The sequence below is a fragment of the Desulfovibrio aminophilus DSM 12254 genome, assembly GCF_000422565.1.
Lineage (GTDB): Bacteria > Desulfobacterota > Desulfovibrionia > Desulfovibrionales > Desulfovibrionaceae > Aminidesulfovibrio > Aminidesulfovibrio aminophilus.
Window position 1 is genome coordinate 24,295 of record NZ_KE383875.1, and the last position, 19,650, is coordinate 43,944.

Sequence of the window (19,650 nt, forward strand, 5' to 3'; positions counted from 1 at the left end):
GGGGAAAAACCTGCCGCGAAGGGCTTCCAGCGCCATCTCTAGACTTTATTGAATGCGATAATATCTCTATTTTATTAATATTATATTAGTTGGCACTTTCATTGCTTAATGCCCGCAAAAGGAATTGCAGCCCCAACAAGGAGGTTTCCCATGTCCCTGGTCATCAACCACAACCTGATGGCGATGAACGCCGCCCGGAACCTGGGCCAGGCCTACGGCCAGCTCAGCGTCTCCACCCGGCGTCTGTCCTCGGGCCTGCGCGTGGGCACCGCCGCCGACGACGCCGCGGGCCTGGCCATCCGCGAGCTCATGCGCGCGGACATCAGCTCCCTGCAGCAGGGCGTGCGCAACGCCAACGACGCCATCTCGCTCATCCAGACCGCCGACGGCGCGCTCCAGGTGGTGGACGAGAAGCTCATCCGCATGAAGGAGCTGGCGTTGCAGGCCGCCACCGGCACCTACAACTCCGACCAGCGCCTGATCATCGACTCCGAGTACCAGGCCATGGCCTCGGAAATCACGCGAATCGCCAACGCCACCGACTTCAACGGCATCTATCTGCTCAACGGCAACCTGTCCGGCGCCATGAGCACGCACAACGGTCACGGCCTGGATTCCACCGGCCCGCTGAAGATCCACTTCGGCACCGGCAACGACTCCGCCGAGGACTACTACTACATCGCCGTCGGCGCGGCCACGGCCTCGGCCCTCGGCCTCGGCCACTCCTCGGCGGCCAAGACCGGCACCGGCGACGCCGTCAACGCGGGCAAGTCCATCTCCACCCAGGGCTTGGCCCAGGCCGCCCTGGAGGCCATCAACCAAGCCATCATCTCCAAGGACAAGATCCGCGCGAACCTCGGTTCCATGCAGAACCGCCTGGAAAACACCATCACCAACCTGACCATCCAGGGCGAAAACCTGCAGGCCGCCGAATCCCGCATCTCGGACGTGGACGTGGCCAACGAGATGACCGAATTCACCCGCCAGCAGATCCTCTCGCAGTCGGCCGTGGCCATGCTGGCCCAGGCCAACTCCCTGCCGAAGATGGCCCTGCAGCTCATCAGCGGTTGATCGCCGCCCGCAACGAACGGAAAAACGCCCCGGGTTCCCGCACCCGGGGCGTTTTTTTTCGTTTGAGACGGTAATGCGGACGCTCAATCCAGGCCCTGGGCGGCGAGGTGTTCCAGGGCGGCCTGGGCCGCGGCCTGTTCGGCCTTCTTCAGACTCCCGCCCGTGGAGGTGAAGGCGAGATCCCCGGGGAGCCGCAGCGTGACCTCGAAGATCTTCTCGTGCTCCGGGCCGGATGCTCCGGACAGAACATAGCGCGGACGCTCCCGGAAATGTCGCTGGGTCACTTCCTGCAAACGGCTCTTGTGATCCTTGGGGTCGGCGCAGTCCGCGTCGTCCGGCCACTTGTCCTCCAGCAGGCCGAGGATGCAGGCCCGAGCCGCCTCGAATCCAGCGTCCAGGAACACGGCTCCGAACAAGGCCTCCAGCGCGTCCGCCAGCAGCGCCTCCCGGTTTCGGCCGCCCTGGCTCTCCTCGCCGCGCCCCAGGCGCAGGCAGACGTCCAGGGAGATGCCCCGGGCCAGACGAGCCAAGCTCTTCTCCTTGACCAGCTTGGCCCGGATCTTTGTCAGCCGCCCCTCGTCGGCCTCCGGGTAGCGCCGGAAGCACTCCGCCGAGACGCACAGCTCCAACACGGCGTCGCCCAGAAATTCCAGGCGTTCATTGTCCGGGACGGCCTGCTCCTGCTCGTTCGCGTAGGAACTGTGGGTCACCGCCTCCCGCAAGAGCTTGACTTGCCCGAAACGATGATGGATACGTTCTTGAAGTTGCTCGAAAACCTCATCCATTGAGCGCTCCGCCGGGTCGCAATGCATTCCGATGCCCCCCTCAAGGCCCTGTTCGAGCCTCGGTCCGTGGTGGTAGTGGGGGCTTCCCGCCACCCCGGCAAGGTCGGACACACGGTCCTGTCGAACCTCGTCTCCTCCGGGTATACGGGGAAAATCCTGCCCGTCAACCCGGCGGGCGGAGACCTCCTCGGCCTGCCGGTGCTGCGCGACGTGTCCGAACTGCCCGACGGTCCGGACCTGGCCGTGATCTGCCTGCCCCGCGAAAAAGTCCGCCCCGTGCTGGAGGCCCTGGCCGCCAAGTCGTTGCGCGCGGCCATCGTGCTCGCCGCCGGTTTCAAGGAAACCGGCAAGGACGGCTGGCGGCTGGAAGAGGAGCTGGCCAGGATCGCCCGCCGCCGGGGCATCGTCCTGTTGGGGCCCAACTCCCTGGGACTGATGAACGCGCCCTTCGGCCTGAACGCGAGCTTCGCCCGGGCCTGCCCGGCTTCCGGCAACATCGCCTTTTTTTCCCAGTCCGGGGCCCTCTGCGCGGCCATCCTGGATTGGGCCGTGTCCGAAGACATGGGCTTCTCCAAGTTCGTGAGCCTGGGCAACAAGGCCGTGCTCTCCGAGGCCCACATGCTGGAGGCCCTGGGCGACGACCCGGACACGCGGGTCATCCTGGGCTACTGCGAAAGCGTGGACAACGGCCAGGAACTTCTTTCCGCCGCCCAGAGGGTCACGGCCAAGAAACCCGTGGTCATGATCAAGGCCGGCGCCACCCCGGCGGGCGCGCGCGCCGCCTCCAACCACACCGGCTCCCTGGCGGGATCGCCACCGGCCTATGAGGCCGCCTTCCGCCAAGCGGGCATCCTGCACGCCCCGGACGTGGAGAGCCTCTTCGACCTGGCCGGGGCCTTCTCCTCCCAGCCGCTGCCCAAGGGCCCCAACTTGGTGGTGGTCACCAACTCCGGCGGTCCCGGCATCCTGACCGCCGACGCCTGCGAGAACTCGCGGCTCCAGCTCATGCGCCCCGGCGCGGCCACCCTGGAGCGCCTGCGCACGGTCCTGCCGTCCTTCGCCTCGCTGTACAATCCCATCGACATCATCGGCGACGCCGACGCCGCCCGCTACCGGGCCACGCTGGAGGCCGTGCTGGCCGACGAGATGGCCCACGCCGTGCTCGTGCTCCTCACGCCCACCTCCGCGGCCCAGATCGAGGAGACCGCCCGGGCCGTGGTCGAGGCTTCCAAGGACTGCGGCAAGCCCGTGTTCGCCTGTTTCATGGGCGGCCCCCGGGTGGCCCCGGGCCGGGACATCCTGGTGGAGGCCGGAGTGCCCTGCTACGCCTTCCCCGAATCCGCCGTGCGGGCCATGGAGGCCATGTACGCCTATCATTCCTGGCGCAGCCGGGCCTATCCGGTGGAAATCTGCTTCCGACGCGACAAGGGCAAGGCCGAGTCCCTGCTGCGCGAGGCGCGGGCCACCGGCCTCGCCGACCTTTCCGAAAGCCAGGCCATGCAGCTGGCCCTGGCCTATGAACTGCCCGTTCCCGAGACGAAATTCGCCCGCACCAGCGACGAGGCGGCCAGGATCGCCAAACGCATCGGTTTCCCCGTGGCCCTGAAGATCGCCTCCCCGCACCTGGTCAGCAAGGCCGCCGCCGGGGGCGTGGCCCTGGGCCTGTCCGACGCCGAAGCCGTGCGCCGGGCCTTCCTGGAGCTGACCTCGCGCCTGGCCCGCACCCGCGAAGACGTGCACGTCACCGGCTGCATGGTCCAGGCCATGGGCCCGGCCGACGCGCGCGCCGTGGCGGTCTGGATGCGCCGCGACCAACAGTTCGGGCCGCTGCTCTCCTTCGGTCTGGCCGGTGCCTACACCGACGTCCTGCACGACCTCACCTTCCGCCTGGCCCCGCTCACCGTGGGCGACGCCCAGGAAATGGTCCGCGAAATCAAAACGTTTCCCCTGCTGCGCGGGGTGCGCGGCCAGAAACCCGCCGCCTTGGGCGCCATCGAGGACATCCTGCTCACCGTTTCCCAGATCGCCGTGGACTTCCCGGAGATCGCGGAGGTCGAGCTCAACCCCATACTGGTCAACGAGGAGGGCGCGGTGGTGGCCGACGTGAAGATCGCCATCGCCTGATCCCCCCGAGGAGAACGACATGCCCGGACTCTACATCGGCTCCACTTCCGGCTATTCCGGCAAGAACATGATCATCATGGGCATCGGCCTCCACTTCCGCAAGGAGGGGCTGAACCTGGGCTACATGAAGCCCGTGGGCGCCATGCCCCTGGAAAAGGACGGCCGCCTCGGCGACGAGGACGCCTTCTTCGTCCAGGACGTGCTCGGTCTGGACCAGCCCGTTGAGGACGTGACCCCGGTGGTCGTGACCCACGACTTCAAGGTCAAGGCCTTCGCCGGCCCTTGCGGCGGGCTGCTGGAACGCATCGCGGAAAGCTACGGCAAGATCAGCCAGGGCCGCGACCTGACCCTGGTGGGCGGCTCCGGCTCCATGTACTCGGGCAAATACTGCTGCACCGACGGCGTGTCAGTGGTCCAGCGCCTGGGCCTGAAGACCGTGGTCATCGACCGTTTCCAGAAGGAGCTGCACTACGACACCCTGGTGGTCCTCAAGGAGGCCCTGGGCGACCAGCTCCTGGGCGTGGTCCTCAACGACATCCCGCCGGCCTTCATGGACGAGGTGGAAAATCTCATCGCGCCCTTCCTGAACAGCCGGGGCATCAAGGTTCTGGGCATCATCCCCAAAGACCCGCTCATGGGCGCCATCAAGGTGGCCGATTTGGCCGAACGCCTGGGCGGCAAGATCATCTCGGCCCACAACAAGGCCGAGCGGGTGGTGGAGAACTTCCTCATCGGCACCATGCAGGTGGAGAACTTCATGACCCACTTCCGACGGAGCAAAAACTCGGCGGTCATCGTGGGCGGCGACCGGGCCGACGTGCAGCTGGTGGCCCTGGAGGGCGACTGCCCCTGCCTGGTGCTCACCGGCAACCTCTACCCCAACGACATCATCCTGACCCGCTCCGAGGTGCTCGAAACGCCGATCATCATGGTCCGCGAGGACACATACTCCGTGGCCAAGAAGATGGAGACCATCCTCTCGCGCCACAAGCTGCGCGACGCCATCAAGATCCGCCAGGGCGCGGAACTGGTGGCCCGGCACCTGGACTTCGCGGCCATCCGCGAAGGCTTGGGTCTCTAAATGGCCGCCATGAAGACTCTCTTCCAGACCCTGGCCCGCTACAACGCCTGGGCCAACGCCCGGCTCTACGTCGAGTTGACGCCTCTCTCCCCGGAACAGCTCGCCGAGGCTCTGGACGTCAACTTCGGCTCCATCCTGGGTATCCTGAATCACGGCCTGCTGGGCGACCAGCTCTGGCTGAACCGCTTCACCGGTCGGGGGCCGACTCCGGCCTCCATCGCCGAGGTGGTCCACCCGGACCTGCCGGGACTCACTGCGGCCCGCGTGGCCGAGGACGAGAACATCATCCGCTTCGCCGACTCTCTCAACCCCGGCGACGAACTGCGGGTTCTCTCCTACACCTCCACCGAGGGAATCGCCTTCGCCGAGCCCATGGCCCTGCTTCTGAGCCACTTCTTCAACCACCAGACCCATCACCGGGGCCAGGTGCACGCCCTGCTCGGCCGCTTCGGCGTCCGGCCGCGTGACCTCGACCTGGTCTTCTTCCAGAAGGAGACCGGGACCTACCCCGGCTGACGACGGCGCGGCAGCCAAGGACAGACCGTGGACCTTCTCAGCGCCGAGAACATCGTCGCCCTGCTCACCCTCACCTCCCTGGAGGTGGTGCTGGGCATCGACAACATCGTCTTCGTGGTGGTCATCGCCGGACGCCTGCCGCGCCGCACCCGCGATCTGGCCCGCCGCCTGGGCCTGGGTCTGGCCATGGTCACCCGCATCCTGCTCCTGCTGGCCATCAGCTGGATCATGCGCCTGACCGCGCCGCTGTTCAGCGTCCTAGAGCACGCGGTTTCGGGCCGCGACCTCGTTCTCCTGCTGGGCGGGCTCTTCCTCATCGGCAAGGCCACCCTGGAAATCCACGGCAAGATCGAGGACGAAAACGGCCATAAGCCCCAGGCAGACGGCGCCGGATCGCTGATCGCGGCCGTGGTCCAGATCGGCCTGCTGGACATCGTCTTCTCCCTGGATTCGGTGATCACGGCCGTGGGCATGGCCCAGGACGTGCGCATCATGGTGGCGGCCATCGTCGTCGCCGTGATCGTGATGCTCTTCTTCTCCGGACCGGTGGGCCGCTTCGTGCACAAGCACCCCACAGTCCAGATGCTGGCCTTCTCCTTCCTCCTGTTGGTGGGGGTGTTCCTGGTGGCCGAGGGCCTGGGCAAGCACATCGACCGGGGCTACATCTATTTCGCCATGGCCTTCTCGCTCTTCGTGGAACTTCTCAACCTGCGCATACGGAGAAAAGCATGAAACGCGTCTGCGTCTTCCTGGGGTCCAACCCGGGACGCAACCACCGCTATCTGGAAGCCGCCCGGGCCACCGGGCGGGAACTGGCCCACCGGGGCCTGGACGTGGTCTATGGGGGCTCCAACGTGGGCCTCATGCGGGAACTGGCCGACTCGGCCCTGGAAGCCGGGGGCAAGGTTCTGGGCGTAATCCCCGAGGCCCTGCGGCGCAAGGAGATCGCCCACCCGGGCCTGACCGAGCTGCACGTGGTTGCCTCCATGCACGAACGCAAGGCCATGATGGCCGAACTCGCGGACGCCTTCATCGCCCTGCCCGGAGGGCTGGGCACCCTGGAGGAGCTCTGCGAGATCCTCACCTGGGCCCAGCTCGGCTTCCACAAGAAGCCCTGCGGCCTGCTGGACGTGGACGGCTACTACGGCCCGCTGAACGCCTTCCTGGACCAGGCCGTGGGCGAGGGTTTCGTCATGGCCGCGCATCGCTCCATGCTCCTCTCGGCCACGAATCCGGCCGCGCTCCTGGACCTCTTCGCGGGCTACGTGCCGCCGACGGTGGACAAGTGGATCGAAAAACGACAGGGGTTGTGAACATGCGCGACTTCAAGGTCTTCATCCAGGCCGTGCGCGGCGAGGGAGCCGAGCGCGAGGAGCGGATGTTCCGCTATGATGAGACGGCCCCGGACGCGGACGCGGCCCGGGCCTCGGCCAAGGCCAAGTTCGAACTGGAATGGGCGGCCAAGGGCTGGCATGCCGAAAGCGCGGGCGTCCTGGAAATGTAGCCGCCTTCGGCGATAGAATGGAAAAAGCCCGGCGCGGTGTTCCGTGTCGGGCTTTTCGTTTCGGGATATCCTTCCCACTCAGGGGAATCGGAAGAGAAAGCTCGGCAGGCTCCAGCGCCCCTCGGGCACATAGTGCTGCACCGTGTCCAACAGGCGTTCGAGATAGTCGCGCTTGTCCGGCGGCCCTTCCTTCAGCGGCACGTCCGCCTCGGTGACGCCGCACAGCTCCTTGAGCGCCTGCAGGGCCTCCTGTTCGCCGCCCAGGCGGTCCACCAGCCCGGCCTTCTGGGCCTGGCGGCCGGTGAGAGCCCTGCCGTCAGCCAGGGCCTGCACGTCCTTCCGGGTCATGTTGCGCGAGTCGGCGACGTCGCCCACGAACTGCTCGTGCAGGTCCATGATCACGGACATGATCTGGGTCCGTTGCTCCGGGGTCAGACTCCTGAACGGCGAACCAGCGCCCTTGTTCTTGCCGCTGGAGAGCAGTTCCTGGCGGATGCCGAAGCGCTCGATGAGCTGCTGCACGTCCAGGTACTCCATGAGCACGCCGATGCTGGCCGTGAGCGAACCGGGGTTGGCCACGATCATGGTCGACGGCGCGGCCACGTAGTATCCGCCCGAGGCGGCCACGGAGCCGAAGGAGGAGACCACCGGCTTGGTCTTGGCCAGGTCTCGCACGGCCTCGAATATCTCCTGGGAGGGGCCGATGGCGCCGCCCGGGGAGTCGATGCGCAGAAGCACTCCCTTGACCGCGCCGTCGTCGCGCAGCTCCTGGAGCCAGTCCACGGTTTCCCCGGAACTCATGATCAGGCCGCTGATGTGGCAGACGCCCAGGGCCTGGCCCGACAGGCCGCCGGCGAGCTTGCGGTCGAACAAACGCGAAGCGGCCATGGCCCCCAGAATGAGGGCCACGGCCGTTACGATCAGTAAGGAACCGAAGAGAAACGGATGCTTCTGGGAGAAGCGCTCGTTATTCCTCGTCTCCATCGCCTGCGTTCTCGTTGGAGGCGTCCTCGAGCTTCTGGCGCAGCAGGTCGCCCAGCGTGCTGCCGGTTTCGGGGCCGGCGGTGCTGAAGTTCTTGGGCTTCTTGCGCTCCTCGTCATCCTTGATCTGCTTCACGGACAGGCCCAGACGGCGCTCATCCGCGCTCACATGGATGACCTTGGCCTCGATGACGTCCCCTTCCTTGTAGACCTCGGAGGGGCTTTTGATCTTCTTGCGGCTGATCTCGGAGACGTGGACCAGGCCCTCGATGCCTTCCTCCACCTCGACGAACAGGCCGAAGTCGGTGATGTTCGTCACCGCGCCCTTGATCAGGGAGCCGACCGGGTACTTGGACGGCACCAGGCTCCAGGGATCCTCGGAGAGCTGCTTCACGCCGAGCGTGAACTTCTCGTTCTCCTTGTCCACGGTGAGCACCTTGGCCTGGATCACGTCGCCGACCTTGTAGACCTCGGAGGGATGACGGATCTTCTTGGTCCAGGAGATGTCGGACACGTGGATCAGGCCGTCGATGCCTTCCTCGATGCCGATGAACACGCCGAACTCGGTGATGTTCTTGATCGTGCCCTCAAGGATGGTGCCCTCGGGGTACTTCTCGGCCACCACGTCCCAGGGGTTGGGGCGGATCTGCTTCATGCCGAGGCTGATGCGCTTCTTGTCCTGGTCCACGCCCAGCACGATGACCTCGACCTCGTCCCCGGCGCGCACCATCTGGGAGGGGTGGCGCAGCTTGCGGGTCCAGGACATCTCGGAGATGTGCACCAGGCCCTCGACGCCGGGCTCCAGCTCGACGAAGGCACCGTAGTCGGCCAGGTTCGTGACCTTGCCCTTGTACTTCTCGCCCTCGGGATACTTGCCGGCGATGTTCTCCCACGGATCGGGCACGAGCTGCTTGAGACCCAGGGAGACCTTCTGGCCCTGCTTGTCGAAGTTCAGAACCTTCAGCTCAAGCTCGTCGCCCAGGCCGACCATCTCCTTGGGATGTTTGATGCGCTTCCAGGACATGTCGGTGATGTGCAGCAGGCCGTCGAGGCCGCCCAGGTCGATGAACACGCCGTACTCGGTGATGTTCTTGACCTTGCCGGTGACGATCTGGCCTTCATCGAGATGGTCCAGAAGCTTGTCACGCTGCTCGGAACGCTGCTCCTCCAGGAGAACCCGGCGGGAGACGATGACGTTGCTCCGGCGGCGATTGATCTTGAGGATCTTGAACTCGAACTCCTGGCCCACGAGCGCGTCCATGTCCGGGACCGGACGCAGATCGACGTGGGAGCCGGGCAGGAAGGCCTCGACGCCGCCCAGGTCCACCGTGTAGCCGCCCTTGATGCGGCGCACGATGCGGCCCTTGGTGGTGCCGTCCTTCTCCTGCACGTCCTCCAGGGTATCGAAGAGCTTCATCCGCTTGGCCTTGTCACGGGACAGGTGGATGGTGCCCTCGGATTCGTCCTTGTTGGACACGAAAACGTCCACCTTGTCGCCAACGGACACGGTGACGTTGCCCTCGGAATCGGTGAACTCGGAAAGGGGGATCTGGCCTTCGGACTTGAAGTTCACGTCCACCAGGACGTGGTCCTTGTCGACCTTGACCACCTGGCCGGGGACGATGGTGCCCTCATCCAGATCGCCGAAGTCGGCCTTGAGATAATTCTCCAGTTCCGCCGCGAAGTTCACATCCATTTCCGGGGTGGCTTCCGATTTCTTTTCCATATGTTACCTCCAACAACGCGCCCTTGGGCAGCAGTATTGTCCTTTCCGACGGGGTTTCGGCCGGGCCGATTCCCGTCCTGTATTCCGTCTTGCGGCTTTCCCGGCCACGCGCGGCGCGTCGGCCGGGGGTGGCCCGAAAGAAACATGCTTCTATCCAAATTCACCCAATCTGTAAACCGTTTTCTCCCCCGCGTCGAGGCGGGCCGCCGAAAACGCGAAAGGGCCCGGCGCATCACGCCCCGGGCCCCCGGCTTTTTCGTTCCGACTCGGGCGGATCAGCCTCGGCAACGGTGCTTCACGTTCTCGCCCTCGACGATGAAGATCACGGTTTCGGCCACGTTGGTGGCCAGGTCGCCCACGCGCTCCAGGTGCCGGGCGGCCATGATGGCATGCACCCCGCGCTCCACGATGCGCGTCTCGGTGACCATGTCGTTGATGTACTGCTTGAGCAGCTTGATGGACAGCTCGTCGGCCTCGTTGTCCATGGCGCAGACCTGCTCCGCGAGCTTGGAGTCCTCCTCCACGAAGCTCTTCAGCGCCGCGGAGAGCATCCGCTTGGACACTTCGGTGAGTTGCTCCATCTTCTGGTTGTAGGGCAGGGGCGGCCGTGTGGAGAGGAACAGGGCCCGGTGGGCCAAGTTCACGGCCTCGTCGCCCAGCCGCTCCAGGTTCATGGTGATCCGCATGGCCCCGACGATGCCGCGCAGATCCTTGGCCATGGGCTGGTCCAGGGCCAGCAGCTCGAGATTGAAGCGGTCGATGGCGTTCTCGAGATCGTTGATCTCGATGTCCCCCATGATCACGTCCTCGGCCAGATCGCTGTCGTACTCGAGATAGGCCTTGATGGAGCTGTGCACGGCCTTTTCGGAGAGGGCGGCCATGCGCAGAACCTGCATCTTGAGCTCCTCGAGCTTCTTGTGGAAGTGGGCGCGCTGTTCCATGTCGATCTCCTAGCCGAACCGTCCGGTGATGTAGTCTTCCGTCTGCTTGTTCTTGGGCTGCGTGAACATGTTCTTGGTGCGGTCCACCTCGATGAGCCGCCCCATGTAGAAGAAGGCCGTGCGGTCCGAGACGCGCGCCGCCTGCTGCATGCTGTGGGTCACGATGATGATGGTGAAGTTCTTCTTCAGCTCGTGGATGAGATCCTCGATCTTCTGGGTTGCGATGGGGTCCAGGGCGGAGGCGGGCTCGTCCATGAGGACCACCTCCGGCTCCACGGCCAGGGCCCGGGCGATGCACAGACGCTGCTGCTGCCCGCCGGAGAGGCCCAGGGCCGAGGAATGCAGGCGGTCCTTGACCTCGTCCCAGAGCGCGGCCCGCCGGAGGCTCTCCACCACGCGCTGTTCGATGATCTGCTTGTCCTTGAGGCCGTTGACCCGCAACCCGTAGGCCACGTTCTCGAAAATGGTTTTGGGAAAGGGATTGGGCTTTTGGAAGACCATGCCGATGCGGCGGCGCAGAGCCACCACATCCAGACCTGGGGCGTAGATGTCCTCTTCGCCCAAGGTCAGACGGCCTTCCACCTGGGTTCCGGGAATGAGGTCGTTCATGCGGTTGATGCACCGCAGATAGGTGCTCTTGCCGCACCCGGACGGCCCGATGAGGGCCGTGACCTGGTTCTCCTCGAACTCCAGGCTGATGTCGTCCAGGGCCTTGAAGTCGCCGTAGTAGAAATTGAGGCCCTCGGACGCGACCTTGATCTTCCTCGACATGGGGTTCTCCGCCTGCGCTGCGGCCGGAAGCGTTCCGGCGCGGGATACGTTCAGATGGCCATCAGTATCGCGCGTCGGTGACGGGCGCATGACCCGCCTGTGACGATTCCGTTACGAAGACCGGGAGCCCTCCCCGTTCAAGGCTTCACGGGAAAGGCCACGGTCAGGCCGTCGGGCGTCTTGGCTATCTCCGGGACAACGTCCGCTCCCGAGGCCCCGTCGCGGAAATCGAGAACCAGGCGCAGCCGGTCGGGGTGCTCGCCCACGCGCACGGTCTTCACCGGGCCGTCGGCGGCGCTGATCGCGGCCTTCCCGGGCCGACGCCAGCTGCCCACGATGTCCACGGCCAGCCGCCTGGGATTCTTGAAGTTCAGGTGAGTCACGGCGCCCACGGGCCGGTCCGTGACGACGCGCAGGACGAAGACGCCGTCGCGCACGGCCATCTGAATGTCGCGCACGATGCCGGTCCCGGCGGGAGCGGCGGCCTTCTTCTCCACCTCGGCCTTGGGCTTGGCCGTTTCGGCGGCGGGAGCGGCGGGCTTCTTTTCCTGGGCCGCCACGGGAGCGGGCTTCTTTTCCGCCGGGGCGGCCTGCTCGGCTCCCTTGGCGGACGGACGGGGCGCGGCCTTGGCCTCGGCCTGGCCCGTCTCCCCGGCCTTCTTCTCGACCTTCTTCGTCTCGGCCTTGTCGGCCGGAGCCGAAACGACGGCCGGAGCCGGAGGAACGGCCGGAGTCGGAGCGGGCTCCGCCACCAGGGGCGGCTCCACGCCGTCCAGGGGAACCACGGTCAGGTCCACGGGCATGCGGACTTCATAGACCTTCTCCTCCTCGGCCCGCGCGGGAACGGCGCAGGCGAGGGCCAGCAGCAGCACGGCGAACAGGCGCGAGGCGCGACGGAACAAGACGGGCATGGACGCTCCTTGTGAAATGTGCCCCATCTATACTGAAATCTTCGGCCAAAGGCAAAAGCCGCTTCCCGGCTAGAGCCGTCCGTACCAGTCAGCCAGCCGCCGGGCCACGAGCCGGTCCGACCAACGTTGTTCCATGAACTCCCGACCCTTGCGCCCCAGTTCGCGACACAGCTCCGGGTCCACGGCCAAACGGCGCAGGGCCGCTTCCAGTTCCGCGCCGTCATGGGCCACGACCCAGGGCAGGTCATCGGTGCCCGCGAAATCGGCCACATGCCCCCGGCACCAGTCGTCCAGGCCCGCGATCACGGCCAGCCCCTGGGACAACCCCTCCAGGCTGGACACGCCGTAGTAGCCCTGCATGTGATCGAAGACCGCGTGACAAGCCCGCTTGCGGCGCAAGCACTCGGCGTTGGGCACGTCATCGATGAGATCGAAGTCCAGATCCAGGCCGTCGGCGCGCAGCCGCTCCAGCACGGCCAACAGCTCGTCGGTGTTCTTGAGATCCTTGCGCGTGGGCGAGTGGCAAAGCCGGAACGGCCGCTCCGGGCGGTCCGGGTCGGGCCGCAGCAGGGACTCGTCCAGGGGCACGAGGTTCGGCAGCCAGCGGGCCTCGGGCAGCAGGCGCAACAGATCCGGGGTGCTCACCAGGAGGTTGGTCCGGCCGCGCTCCCGGTACTTGGCGCGAAATTTTTCGGGATTGCTGCGGAAATCATGGTGCCCGTGGTGGTGATGCACGACGGTCTTGCCCGCGAGGAAGTCGGCGGGCAGATACGGCCCGAAGGCCGTGAACTCGTCGCTGGTCATGTGGAAATGGAGGATGTCGGCCGTGCGCAACAGGCCGCCCAACTCCGCGATTCCCTCCGGCCCCAGGTCCGGGACGTGCAGATCCTTTTCCCAGGAATGAGTGTAGCGGGTCTCCAGGGTGCATAGCCGGGCGTCCACGTCCGCGTGGCGGCGCAGGGCCTTGCAGAACTGGATGGCCGTGCCCGCCGGATCGTTGATGGCCAGCATCAGGACTTGCATGGTTCCTCTCCGCAGATCACGTCCAATTCCTCCATGTAGCGAGCCAACTCCCGGGCCAGGGCCAAGGCCAGGTCAGGACGTCCGGCCAGCGCCGCAGCCTCGGCCTCGCCCCCCAGACGACTGATCTCCGGAAGGCCGTAGGAGCCTCCCGAACCCTTCAAACGGTGTCCCAGGAGCCGGGCCGACTCCAGGTCGCGGTCTCGGGCCGCAGCCAGGAGCGCGACGCAATCCGCGCGGCAGATTTCGAGATAGCGCGGCAGGATCGCCGCCAGGCTCGGATCCACGCGCACGGCATCGCTCATTGCTTGCCGCCCGGGGTCTTCTCCACGGCCTTGGTCGCCGCCGAGTGGTCGCCGGAGATGTCCAACGCGTCGAATCCGGCCCCCGTGGGCAGGCGCAGCTCCAGGCCGGTCAGTTCGTCCACGCGTACGCGCGCGTTCTCCAGGGCGCAGTCCAGGACGTGCCCGCCCTTGGCGCGATCCGCGCTCAGGAAGTGCCAGTGGTACCCGGGCACGTTGACGCCCGAGACGAAAGCCGGGCAGCGCAGCCCCACCAGCGTCCCCTCCTGACCGTCCAAGGTGAAGCGGGTCTGCTCCCGGACCACCTCGGCCAGCGGACGCCAGGGCTTGGCCTGGCGCGGCACGCTGCGCGCCGAAAGCCGCGTCATGCGGCCGTCGATGCGCAAGGCATAGAAATGATTTCTGGTCGGCAGGGCGGCGTCCACCTGCCGCTCCAGGTCCGCCAGACTTTCGGCCCGGGCCACGACGACCTCGCTGTCGGACTCGAAGAAGGCCACAGCCGCGAAGGGCGTGCCCAGACTAGGCGCGACCCGACGCACTCGGCCGTCGGACGGAACCTGCCAGACCACGCCGTCCAGGACCACCATCTCGCCGTCCAGATCCTGAAAGGTGCCCAGGCCGAAATCGCCCCGGGACAGGAGGTCGGCCGCGGACAACGACCCCTCGTAGTCTCCGGCCAGGAGCGCGGGCAGCACCGAAACCTGGAAGAGCCGGTCACCGGGCCCACCGGCCAGGGCCGAAACGGACAGAAGCAGGACGGCGGACAGGATCATCAACACCTTGCGCATGCGGACCTCCCTCGCGACCGCGTTTCCGGCGCGACGGGGCCGCGCCGACCGGCCCGCCCGGGCGGGCGGGAACAGGCCCAGCATAGGTCTTTGCAAGCGGGAAAATCAAGGGTAGGCTCGAGCCGTCCATGAACACGGCCCTGCCCCACTTCAGCCTGCGGGAGTCCCGCCGGGCGCGCCACGTGATCCTGCGCGCGGTTCCGGGCCTCGGCCTGGAGGTGGTCGTGCCTCCGGGCTTCGACCGCCGCGAACTGCCGCGCATCCTGGACGGCAAGCGCTCCTGGATCGAACGGGCCTTGCGCCGCCTGCCCTTCGACGCGACGACGCCCGACGCGCCCCCGGCGCTGCCCGAGAGCCTGGATCTGTCCGCCGTGGGCTTGTCCTACAGTGTGCATGTCCTGGACGCTCCGGACCGGGCCAAGCTGACCGAAAACGCCGGGCGGCTGCTCCTGCGCGGCGGCGACGAGGCCGGACGCCTCAGGGCGCTGCGGGCCTGGGTCCAGGCCAAGGCCCGCGAACAGCTCGCGCCCTGGCTCCGGAACCTGTCCCGCGAGACCGGCCTGACGCCCTCGGGCCTGCGGGTCCGCAACCAGCGCACCCGCTGGGGCTCCTGCTCCCGCGCGGGGATCATCTCGCTCAACTGCAAGCTGCTCTTCCTGCCTCGCGACCTGGCCGAGCAGGTGCTCGTGCATGAGCTTTGCCACCTGCGCCAAATGAACCACTCGACCCGATTCTGGGCCCTGGTGGAAAGCTTCCGACCCGGCGGTCGGGTCCGCGAACGCGGCCTGCGCCAAGCCTTCCGCTCCCTGCCCCCCTGGATCGGATAAAAAAAGGGCCCCCTCCGCATGACGGAGAGGACCCTGGTGCGTCGGGAAACCGGACCGGGCCACGGGCCCGGCGCTCATTCCGCTTTTCCCGCACGTCCGGGACGCGAGGCGCTTCCCCGGACGCTCCCGCGCCGAGGCGCGGGGCACCGAACGATCAGGCCTCCAGGGGCCGGGCGACGCTGCGCAGGACGTATTTCACGGTCTCGTCGAACAGCCCGGGGAGATGGAAGGGCGTCAGGAAATAGGTTCGCACCGCCCCAAGAATGTTGGAAAAAATGAACAGCGCCGTTGCCTTCACCGGCAGTTCGCGCACGCTGCCGTCGGCCATGCCGCGCGTCAGGGCCTCCTCGACCACCGCGAATATCTCCGAGAACTTGGCCGCGATGCGCTTGCGGTCCACCAGGGTCTCCACGTCGCTGAAGGGCGAACAGCGGATGAGCACCGGGAAGGTGGCCTTGTTCTCCAGGGTGAAGGCCAGGTAGGCGCTGACGAAGGCCCTCACGGCCTCGAGGCCGTTTTCGGCCTTGGCCAGCTCCGGCCGCACCGCCGCCAGGACGCTGTCCACCATGTCGAAACCGGCGGCCAGGAACAGCTCCTCCTTGGTCCCGAAGTAGTGGGAAACAAGGCCGAAGGCCACACCGGCCTTGTCCGCGATCATCTTCATCGTGGTCCCGGCATAGCCCTTGCGGCCGAAAAGCTCCTGGGCCGCGAGAAGAATGGCCCTGTCCTTGTTCGCCACGGCTCCCCCTCCTATCTTGATCGGCCAATCAATTCGGCAACAAAAATGGCCTCTCGCGTCAGTTCTGTCAAGGGCTCCGGGGAATTCAGTAGAGAAATCGTCCGGTCACCGAGTCCGGGTCGTCCATGATCTCCTCGGGCGTGCCCCGGGCCACGATGCGGCCTCCGGCCTCGCCTCCGCCCGGGCCCAGGTCGAAGACCCAGTCCGAAGCCAGGATCACGTCCGTGTTGTGCTCGATGACCACCACGGTCGCGCCCTTGTCCACGAGCTTCTGGAGCACGCGGATGAGCTTGCCCACCTCGTGCATATGCAGCCCCGTGGTGGGCTCGTCGAGGATGTACAGGGTGCCGGGCAGGCTGCGCTTGCCCAGTTCGCGGGAAATCTTGATCCGCTGGGCCTCGCCGCCGGAGAGCGTGGTGGCGGGCTGGCCCAGGCGCAGGTACTCCAGCCCCACCTCCTCCAACACCGAGAGCCGCCGCAGCAGGGCCGGATGGTTGGCGAAGAACTCCTTGGCCTGGCGCACGGTCATGTCCAGAACCTCGGCGATGTTCTTGCCCCGGTAGGTCACTTCCAGGGTCTGGGCGTTGTAGCGCAGGCCCTTGCAGTTCTCGCAGGTGACGTAGACGTCGGGCAGGAAATGCATCTCCACGCGGATCTGGCCGTCGCCCTGGCAGGCCTCGCAGCGCCCGCCGCGCACGTTGAAGCTGAAGCGGCCCGGGGAGTAGCCGCGCACCTTGGCCTCCTTGCTTCCGGCGAAAATGTCGCGGATTTCGTCGAAGACCTTGGTGTAGGTGGCCGGATTGGAACGCGGGGTGCGCCCGATGGGCGTCTGGTCGATGGAGATGATCCGCTCCACGGCCTCGGCCCCCTCGAAGCCCGCCACCAGGCCGGGCTGGTCCACCTTCACGCCCCGGGCCAGGGCCAGGTGCTTGTAGAGGGTGTCCACCACGAGGCTGGACTTGCCCGAACCCGAAACGCCGGTGAAGCAGACCAGCGCGCCCAGGGGGATGTCCAGGCTCACGTCCTTGAGGTTGTTGGTGCGCGCGCCCTTGACCTTCAGATAACCGCGCGCCGGACGGCGCGACTCGGGTTTCTCGATGGCCAGATCGCCGCGCAGGTACTTGGCCGTGAGGCTCTCGGCGCGCATGAGGTCGTCCACCGGCCCCTGGAAGACGATCTCCCCGCCGAGCCAGCCCGAGCCCGGCCCCAACTCGATGACGTGGTCCGCGTTCTTGATGGTCGCCTCGTCGTGCTCCACCACGAGCACGGTGTTGCCCCGCCCCTGGAGGTTGCGCAGGGTGTCCAGGAGGCGCTGGTTGTCTCGTGGGTGCAGGCCGATGGAAGGCTCGTCCAACACGTAGGTCACGCCCACCAGGCCCGAACCGAGCTGCGAGGCCAGCCGGATGCGCTGGGCCTCGCCGCCGGAGAGCGTGGACATGTTCCGCGACAGGCTCAGGTACTCCAGGCCCACGTTGGCCATGAAGCCCAGGCGGTGCTTGAGTTCCTTGAGCAGCGGTTCGGAGACGAGGGTGTCCGGGCCGTGGAACACGCGGGAGTCCAACCATTCCAGAGCCCGGCTGATGGACAGGGAGCAGAATTCGTGAATGTTCAGCCCGTCCACGCGCACGGCCAGGGACTCGGGGCGCAGGCGCGCGCCTTGGCAGACCGGGCAGGGACGGGTCTGACGGAAGCGCGAGAGCTCGTCGCGCCAGATGGGACCGAGGTTCTCGCCCTGTTCCAGGAGCGCGACCACTCCGGGCCAGCCGTCCTCGGGTGAGCCGAAGAACAGCGCCGTCAGGGCCTCGGGCGCGAAGTTCTCCAGAGGCGTGTCCAGGCCGAAGTCCAGACGGCGGCCCACCCGGCCGAGGATTTCGGCATGACGGTCAAGAACGCGCCGGTTCTTCCAGGGGATGACCGCTCCGCCGGCAAGCGACAGGCCCTTGTTCGGGGCCAGCAGGTCGGGCTCGAAGTAGTCCACGCTGCCCAGCCCCGAGCAGGCCGGGCACGCGCCCTGGGGACTATTGAAGGAGAAAAGCTGAGGCGTGAGCCGGGGCATGGAGATGCGGCACTCGGGGCAGGTGGAGAGCGTGCTGAAGAAGCGCTCCTCGCCGCCCACCACGGCCACGGAACAAGACTCCTCGCCGTGGCGCAGGGCCAGTTCCACGGAGTCGGTCAGACGCTTGCGGATCTCGGGCTTGAGCACGAGCCGGTCCACGACCAGCTCGATGCTGTGCTTCTTTTTCTTGTCCAGTTCGGGAACATCGTCCAGAAGCATGACTTCACCGTTCAGGCGCACCCGGGAGAAGCCCTCGCGCTTGAGCTTGGCGAAGAGATCCTTGTGCGCCCCCTTCTGATGCTGCACCAGGGGGGCCAGGAGCAGGAACTTCGCGCCCTCGGGCAGGGCCATGATCTCGTCCACGATGCGGTCCGACGTCTGGGCCTCGATGGGCCTGCCGCACGAAGGACAATGGAAGCGCCCCAGTCGGGCGAAGAACACCCGCAGGAAGTCATAGACCTCGGTGACGGTGCCCACGGTGGAACGCGGGTTGCGCGTGGCGCTCTGCTGCTCCAGCGAGATGGCCGGGGAGAGCCCCTCGACCTTGTCCACCTGGGGCTTGTCCATCTGCGGCAGGAACTGCCGGGCGTAGGCCGAAAGGGACTCCACGTACCGTCGCTGGCCCTCGGCGTAGACGATGTCGAAGGCCAGGGTGGACTTGCCCGACCCCGACGGGCCGCAGACCACCACCAAGCGGTCGCGGGGAATGTCCAGGGTCAGATCCTTGAGATTGTGATGACGGGCGCCCTCGATGTGGATGACGCGGCCGGGGAGGTCATGGTTGCGCATCGGGCCAAGGTAAGCATCACTGCGCGGCTGGCAAGACGGACGCGACAAAACCGGGGAGGCGACGCGTCGCCTCCCCGATCCGTCCCGCTCGGAAAATCAGTCCTACTTGGCCGGTGCGGCCTTTTTCGGCGCGGCCTTCTTGGCGGCGGGCTTCTTCGCGACAGCCTTCTTCGGCGCGGCAGGCTTCTTCGGCGCGGCCTTCTTCGGAGCGGCCTTCTTCGGGGCCGCCTTCTTGGGCGCGGCAGCCTTCTTCGGGGCAGCGGCCTTCTTCGCGGCAGCCTTCTTGGGCGCGGCGGCCTTCTTGGCGACGGGCTTCGCGGCAGCCTTCTTGGCGGCAGGCTTCGCGGTCGCTTTCTTTGAAGCGGCGGCCTTCTTGGCGGCGGGTTTCTTCGCGGCCGCCTTCTTGGGCGCGGCCTTCTTCGCGGCGGGCTTCGCCGCAGCCTTCTTCGGGGCGTCCTTGGACTCGGGGGTCGTGCTCATGGAACTCTCCGCAGGTTTCTTCGAAGGCATGCTGCACCTCCTGTTTCAAAACGCGATACATAGTTTTTGGAAAAAGACAAGATATCCGCGGAACAACATGCCTGTCTCCGGCCCTGTGCAGATCGTGAAGGAACCGGAAAAGCGTTCATTCGCGCAGCCCACCGAGCAAAACGATCGCTCCGCATGCAACATGCGGGTCGCGGCCGCGACGCCGCATCGATCAGCCGAACGCCAATGA

General features: G+C 66.5%; 20 protein-coding genes. 9 read left to right on the plus strand and 11 right to left on the minus strand.

Annotated elements, in window-relative coordinates; translation table 11 throughout:
* Positions 1-150: 150 nt before the first annotated feature.
* Positions 151-1,071 carry a flagellin N-terminal helical domain-containing protein gene (locus tag H587_RS0112630; protein WP_027176567.1) on the plus strand — a complete coding sequence of 307 codons (921 nt, stop codon included), beginning with the start codon at positions 151-153 and terminating at the stop codon, positions 1,069-1,071.
* 83 nt (positions 1,072-1,154) lie between these two features.
* Here the strand turns inward: H587_RS0112630 and rnc are convergent, their stop codons facing one another.
* Entirely contained in the window at positions 1,155-1,856 is a 702-nt protein-coding gene (gene rnc, locus H587_RS0112635; protein WP_027176568.1) for a ribonuclease III, read from the minus strand.
* Positions 1,857-1,877: 21 nt separating this feature from the next.
* On the opposite strand from rnc, the gene H587_RS0112640 reads away from it, so the two are divergent.
* The 6 genes from H587_RS0112640 to H587_RS0112665 are packed head-to-tail and all read left to right on the plus strand — an operon-like array spanning position 1,878 to position 7,081.
* Entirely contained in the window at positions 1,878-3,980 is a 2,103-nt protein-coding gene (locus H587_RS0112640) for an acetate--CoA ligase family protein (RefSeq protein ID WP_027176569.1), read from the plus strand.
* 19 nt (positions 3,981-3,999) lie between these two features.
* Positions 4,000-5,061 (plus strand): phosphotransacetylase family protein, encoded by a 1,062-nt coding sequence (locus H587_RS0112645; protein ID WP_027176570.1) that lies wholly within the window; start codon positions 4,000-4,002, stop codon positions 5,059-5,061.
* Positions 5,062-5,577, plus strand: a complete 516-nt coding sequence (locus tag H587_RS0112650) for a DinB family protein (RefSeq protein ID WP_245560884.1) — start codon at positions 5,062-5,064, stop codon at positions 5,575-5,577. It abuts the gene before it with no gap.
* Positions 5,578-5,604: 27 nt separating this feature from the next.
* Positions 5,605-6,309: a TerC family protein gene (locus H587_RS0112655; RefSeq protein ID WP_027176572.1), complete on the plus strand. Its 705-nt coding sequence runs from the start codon at positions 5,605-5,607 to the stop codon at positions 6,307-6,309.
* Positions 6,306-6,890, plus strand: a complete 585-nt coding sequence (locus tag H587_RS0112660; RefSeq protein WP_027176573.1) for an LOG family protein — start codon at positions 6,306-6,308, stop codon at positions 6,888-6,890. The genes H587_RS0112655 and H587_RS0112660 overlap by 4 nt, the downstream gene beginning before the upstream one ends.
* Before the next feature lie 2 nt (positions 6,891-6,892).
* Positions 6,893-7,081 carry a hypothetical protein gene (locus H587_RS0112665; RefSeq protein WP_034609403.1) on the plus strand — a complete coding sequence of 63 codons (189 nt, stop codon included), beginning with the start codon at positions 6,893-6,895 and terminating at the stop codon, positions 7,079-7,081.
* A 78-nt stretch (positions 7,082-7,159) separates the two neighbouring features.
* Here H587_RS0112665 and sppA read toward each other — a convergent pair whose 3' ends face one another.
* From sppA to budA, 8 genes are all read right to left on the minus strand, one after another.
* The gene (gene sppA / locus H587_RS0112670) at positions 7,160-8,065 is read right to left on the minus strand and encodes a signal peptide peptidase SppA (protein WP_027176575.1); all 906 of its coding nucleotides are present in this window, start codon (positions 8,063-8,065) and stop codon (positions 7,160-7,162) included.
* Entirely contained in the window at positions 8,049-9,788 is a 1,740-nt protein-coding gene (locus tag H587_RS0112675; RefSeq protein ID WP_027176576.1) for a 30S ribosomal protein S1, read from the minus strand. Before H587_RS0112675 ends, sppA begins: the two co-directional genes overlap by 17 nt.
* A 275-nt stretch (positions 9,789-10,063) precedes the next feature.
* Complete coding sequence (gene phoU / locus H587_RS0112680; RefSeq protein WP_027176577.1) at positions 10,064-10,729, minus strand: phosphate signaling complex protein PhoU; 666 nt, start codon at positions 10,727-10,729, stop codon at positions 10,064-10,066.
* A gap of 9 nt (positions 10,730-10,738) precedes the next feature.
* Positions 10,739-11,500 carry a phosphate ABC transporter ATP-binding protein PstB gene (gene pstB / locus H587_RS0112685; protein WP_027176578.1) on the minus strand — a complete coding sequence of 254 codons (762 nt, stop codon included), beginning with the start codon at positions 11,498-11,500 and terminating at the stop codon, positions 10,739-10,741.
* Between the two features lie 137 nt (positions 11,501-11,637).
* On the minus strand, positions 11,638-12,411 hold the full coding sequence (locus H587_RS19780) for an AMIN domain-containing protein (protein ID WP_051202793.1): 774 nt from the start codon (positions 12,409-12,411) through the stop codon (positions 11,638-11,640).
* 69 nt (positions 12,412-12,480) lie between these two features.
* Positions 12,481-13,434, minus strand: coding sequence for a glycosyltransferase (locus H587_RS0112695; protein ID WP_027176579.1), 954 nt, complete (start codon positions 13,432-13,434; stop codon positions 12,481-12,483).
* Positions 13,422-13,736 carry an Hpt domain-containing protein gene (locus tag H587_RS18570; protein ID WP_034609405.1) on the minus strand — a complete coding sequence of 105 codons (315 nt, stop codon included), beginning with the start codon at positions 13,734-13,736 and terminating at the stop codon, positions 13,422-13,424. The genes H587_RS0112695 and H587_RS18570 overlap by 13 nt, the downstream gene beginning before the upstream one ends.
* Positions 13,733-14,521, minus strand: a complete 789-nt coding sequence (gene budA, locus H587_RS0112710; RefSeq protein ID WP_027176580.1) for an acetolactate decarboxylase — start codon at positions 14,519-14,521, stop codon at positions 13,733-13,735. The genes H587_RS18570 and budA overlap by 4 nt, the downstream gene beginning before the upstream one ends.
* Positions 14,522-14,649: 128 nt before the next feature.
* Between budA and H587_RS0112715 the strand changes: the two genes are divergently transcribed.
* Positions 14,650-15,348: a M48 family metallopeptidase gene (locus tag H587_RS0112715; RefSeq protein ID WP_051202794.1), complete on the plus strand. Its 699-nt coding sequence runs from the start codon at positions 14,650-14,652 to the stop codon at positions 15,346-15,348.
* A gap of 154 nt (positions 15,349-15,502) precedes the next feature.
* On the opposite strand, the gene H587_RS0112720 is transcribed toward H587_RS0112715, so the two are convergent.
* On the minus strand, positions 15,503-16,087 hold the full coding sequence (locus H587_RS0112720) for a TetR/AcrR family transcriptional regulator (RefSeq protein ID WP_027176582.1): 585 nt from the start codon (positions 16,085-16,087) through the stop codon (positions 15,503-15,505).
* Between the two features lie 85 nt (positions 16,088-16,172).
* Entirely contained in the window at positions 16,173-18,932 is a 2,760-nt protein-coding gene (uvrA, locus tag H587_RS0112725) for an excinuclease ABC subunit UvrA (RefSeq protein ID WP_027176583.1), read from the minus strand.
* A gap of 106 nt (positions 18,933-19,038) precedes the next feature.
* Between uvrA and H587_RS20980 the strand changes: the two genes are divergently transcribed.
* Positions 19,039-19,650 carry a hypothetical protein gene (locus tag H587_RS20980; protein ID WP_211219511.1) on the plus strand — a complete coding sequence of 204 codons (612 nt, stop codon included), beginning with the start codon at positions 19,039-19,041 and terminating at the stop codon, positions 19,648-19,650.

Bases quoted from the DNA above. Each gene is read 5' to 3' on its own strand.
- H587_RS0112630 (WP_027176567.1), top strand. From the start codon at position 151: ATGTCCCTGGTCATCAACCACAACCTGATGGCGATGAACGCCGCCCGG.
- rnc (WP_027176568.1), bottom strand. From the start codon at position 1,856: ATGGATGAGGTTTTCGAGCAACTTCAAGAACGTATCCATCATCGTTTC.
- H587_RS0112640 (WP_027176569.1), top strand. From the start codon at position 1,878: ATGCATTCCGATGCCCCCCTCAAGGCCCTGTTCGAGCCTCGGTCCGTG.
- H587_RS0112645 (WP_027176570.1), top strand. From the start codon at position 4,000: ATGCCCGGACTCTACATCGGCTCCACTTCCGGCTATTCCGGCAAGAAC.
- H587_RS0112650 (WP_245560884.1), top strand. From the start codon at position 5,062: ATGGCCGCCATGAAGACTCTCTTCCAGACCCTGGCCCGCTACAACGCC.
- H587_RS0112660 (WP_027176573.1), top strand. From the start codon at position 6,306: ATGAAACGCGTCTGCGTCTTCCTGGGGTCCAACCCGGGACGCAACCAC.
- H587_RS0112665 (WP_034609403.1), top strand. From the start codon at position 6,893: ATGCGCGACTTCAAGGTCTTCATCCAGGCCGTGCGCGGCGAGGGAGCC.
- sppA (WP_027176575.1), bottom strand. From the start codon at position 8,065: ATGGAGACGAGGAATAACGAGCGCTTCTCCCAGAAGCATCCGTTTCTC.
- H587_RS0112675 (WP_027176576.1), bottom strand. From the start codon at position 9,788: ATGGAAAAGAAATCGGAAGCCACCCCGGAAATGGATGTGAACTTCGCG.
- phoU (WP_027176577.1), bottom strand. From the start codon at position 10,729: ATGGAACAGCGCGCCCACTTCCACAAGAAGCTCGAGGAGCTCAAGATG.
- pstB (WP_027176578.1), bottom strand. From the start codon at position 11,500: ATGTCGAGGAAGATCAAGGTCGCGTCCGAGGGCCTCAATTTCTACTAC.
- H587_RS19780 (WP_051202793.1), bottom strand. From the start codon at position 12,411: ATGCCCGTCTTGTTCCGTCGCGCCTCGCGCCTGTTCGCCGTGCTGCTG.
- H587_RS0112695 (WP_027176579.1), bottom strand. From the start codon at position 13,434: ATGCAAGTCCTGATGCTGGCCATCAACGATCCGGCGGGCACGGCCATC.
- H587_RS18570 (WP_034609405.1), bottom strand. From the start codon at position 13,736: ATGAGCGATGCCGTGCGCGTGGATCCGAGCCTGGCGGCGATCCTGCCG.
- budA (WP_027176580.1), bottom strand. From the start codon at position 14,521: ATGCGCAAGGTGTTGATGATCCTGTCCGCCGTCCTGCTTCTGTCCGTT.
- H587_RS0112715 (WP_051202794.1), top strand. From the start codon at position 14,650: ATGAACACGGCCCTGCCCCACTTCAGCCTGCGGGAGTCCCGCCGGGCG.
- uvrA (WP_027176583.1), bottom strand. From the start codon at position 18,932: ATGCGCAACCATGACCTCCCCGGCCGCGTCATCCACATCGAGGGCGCC.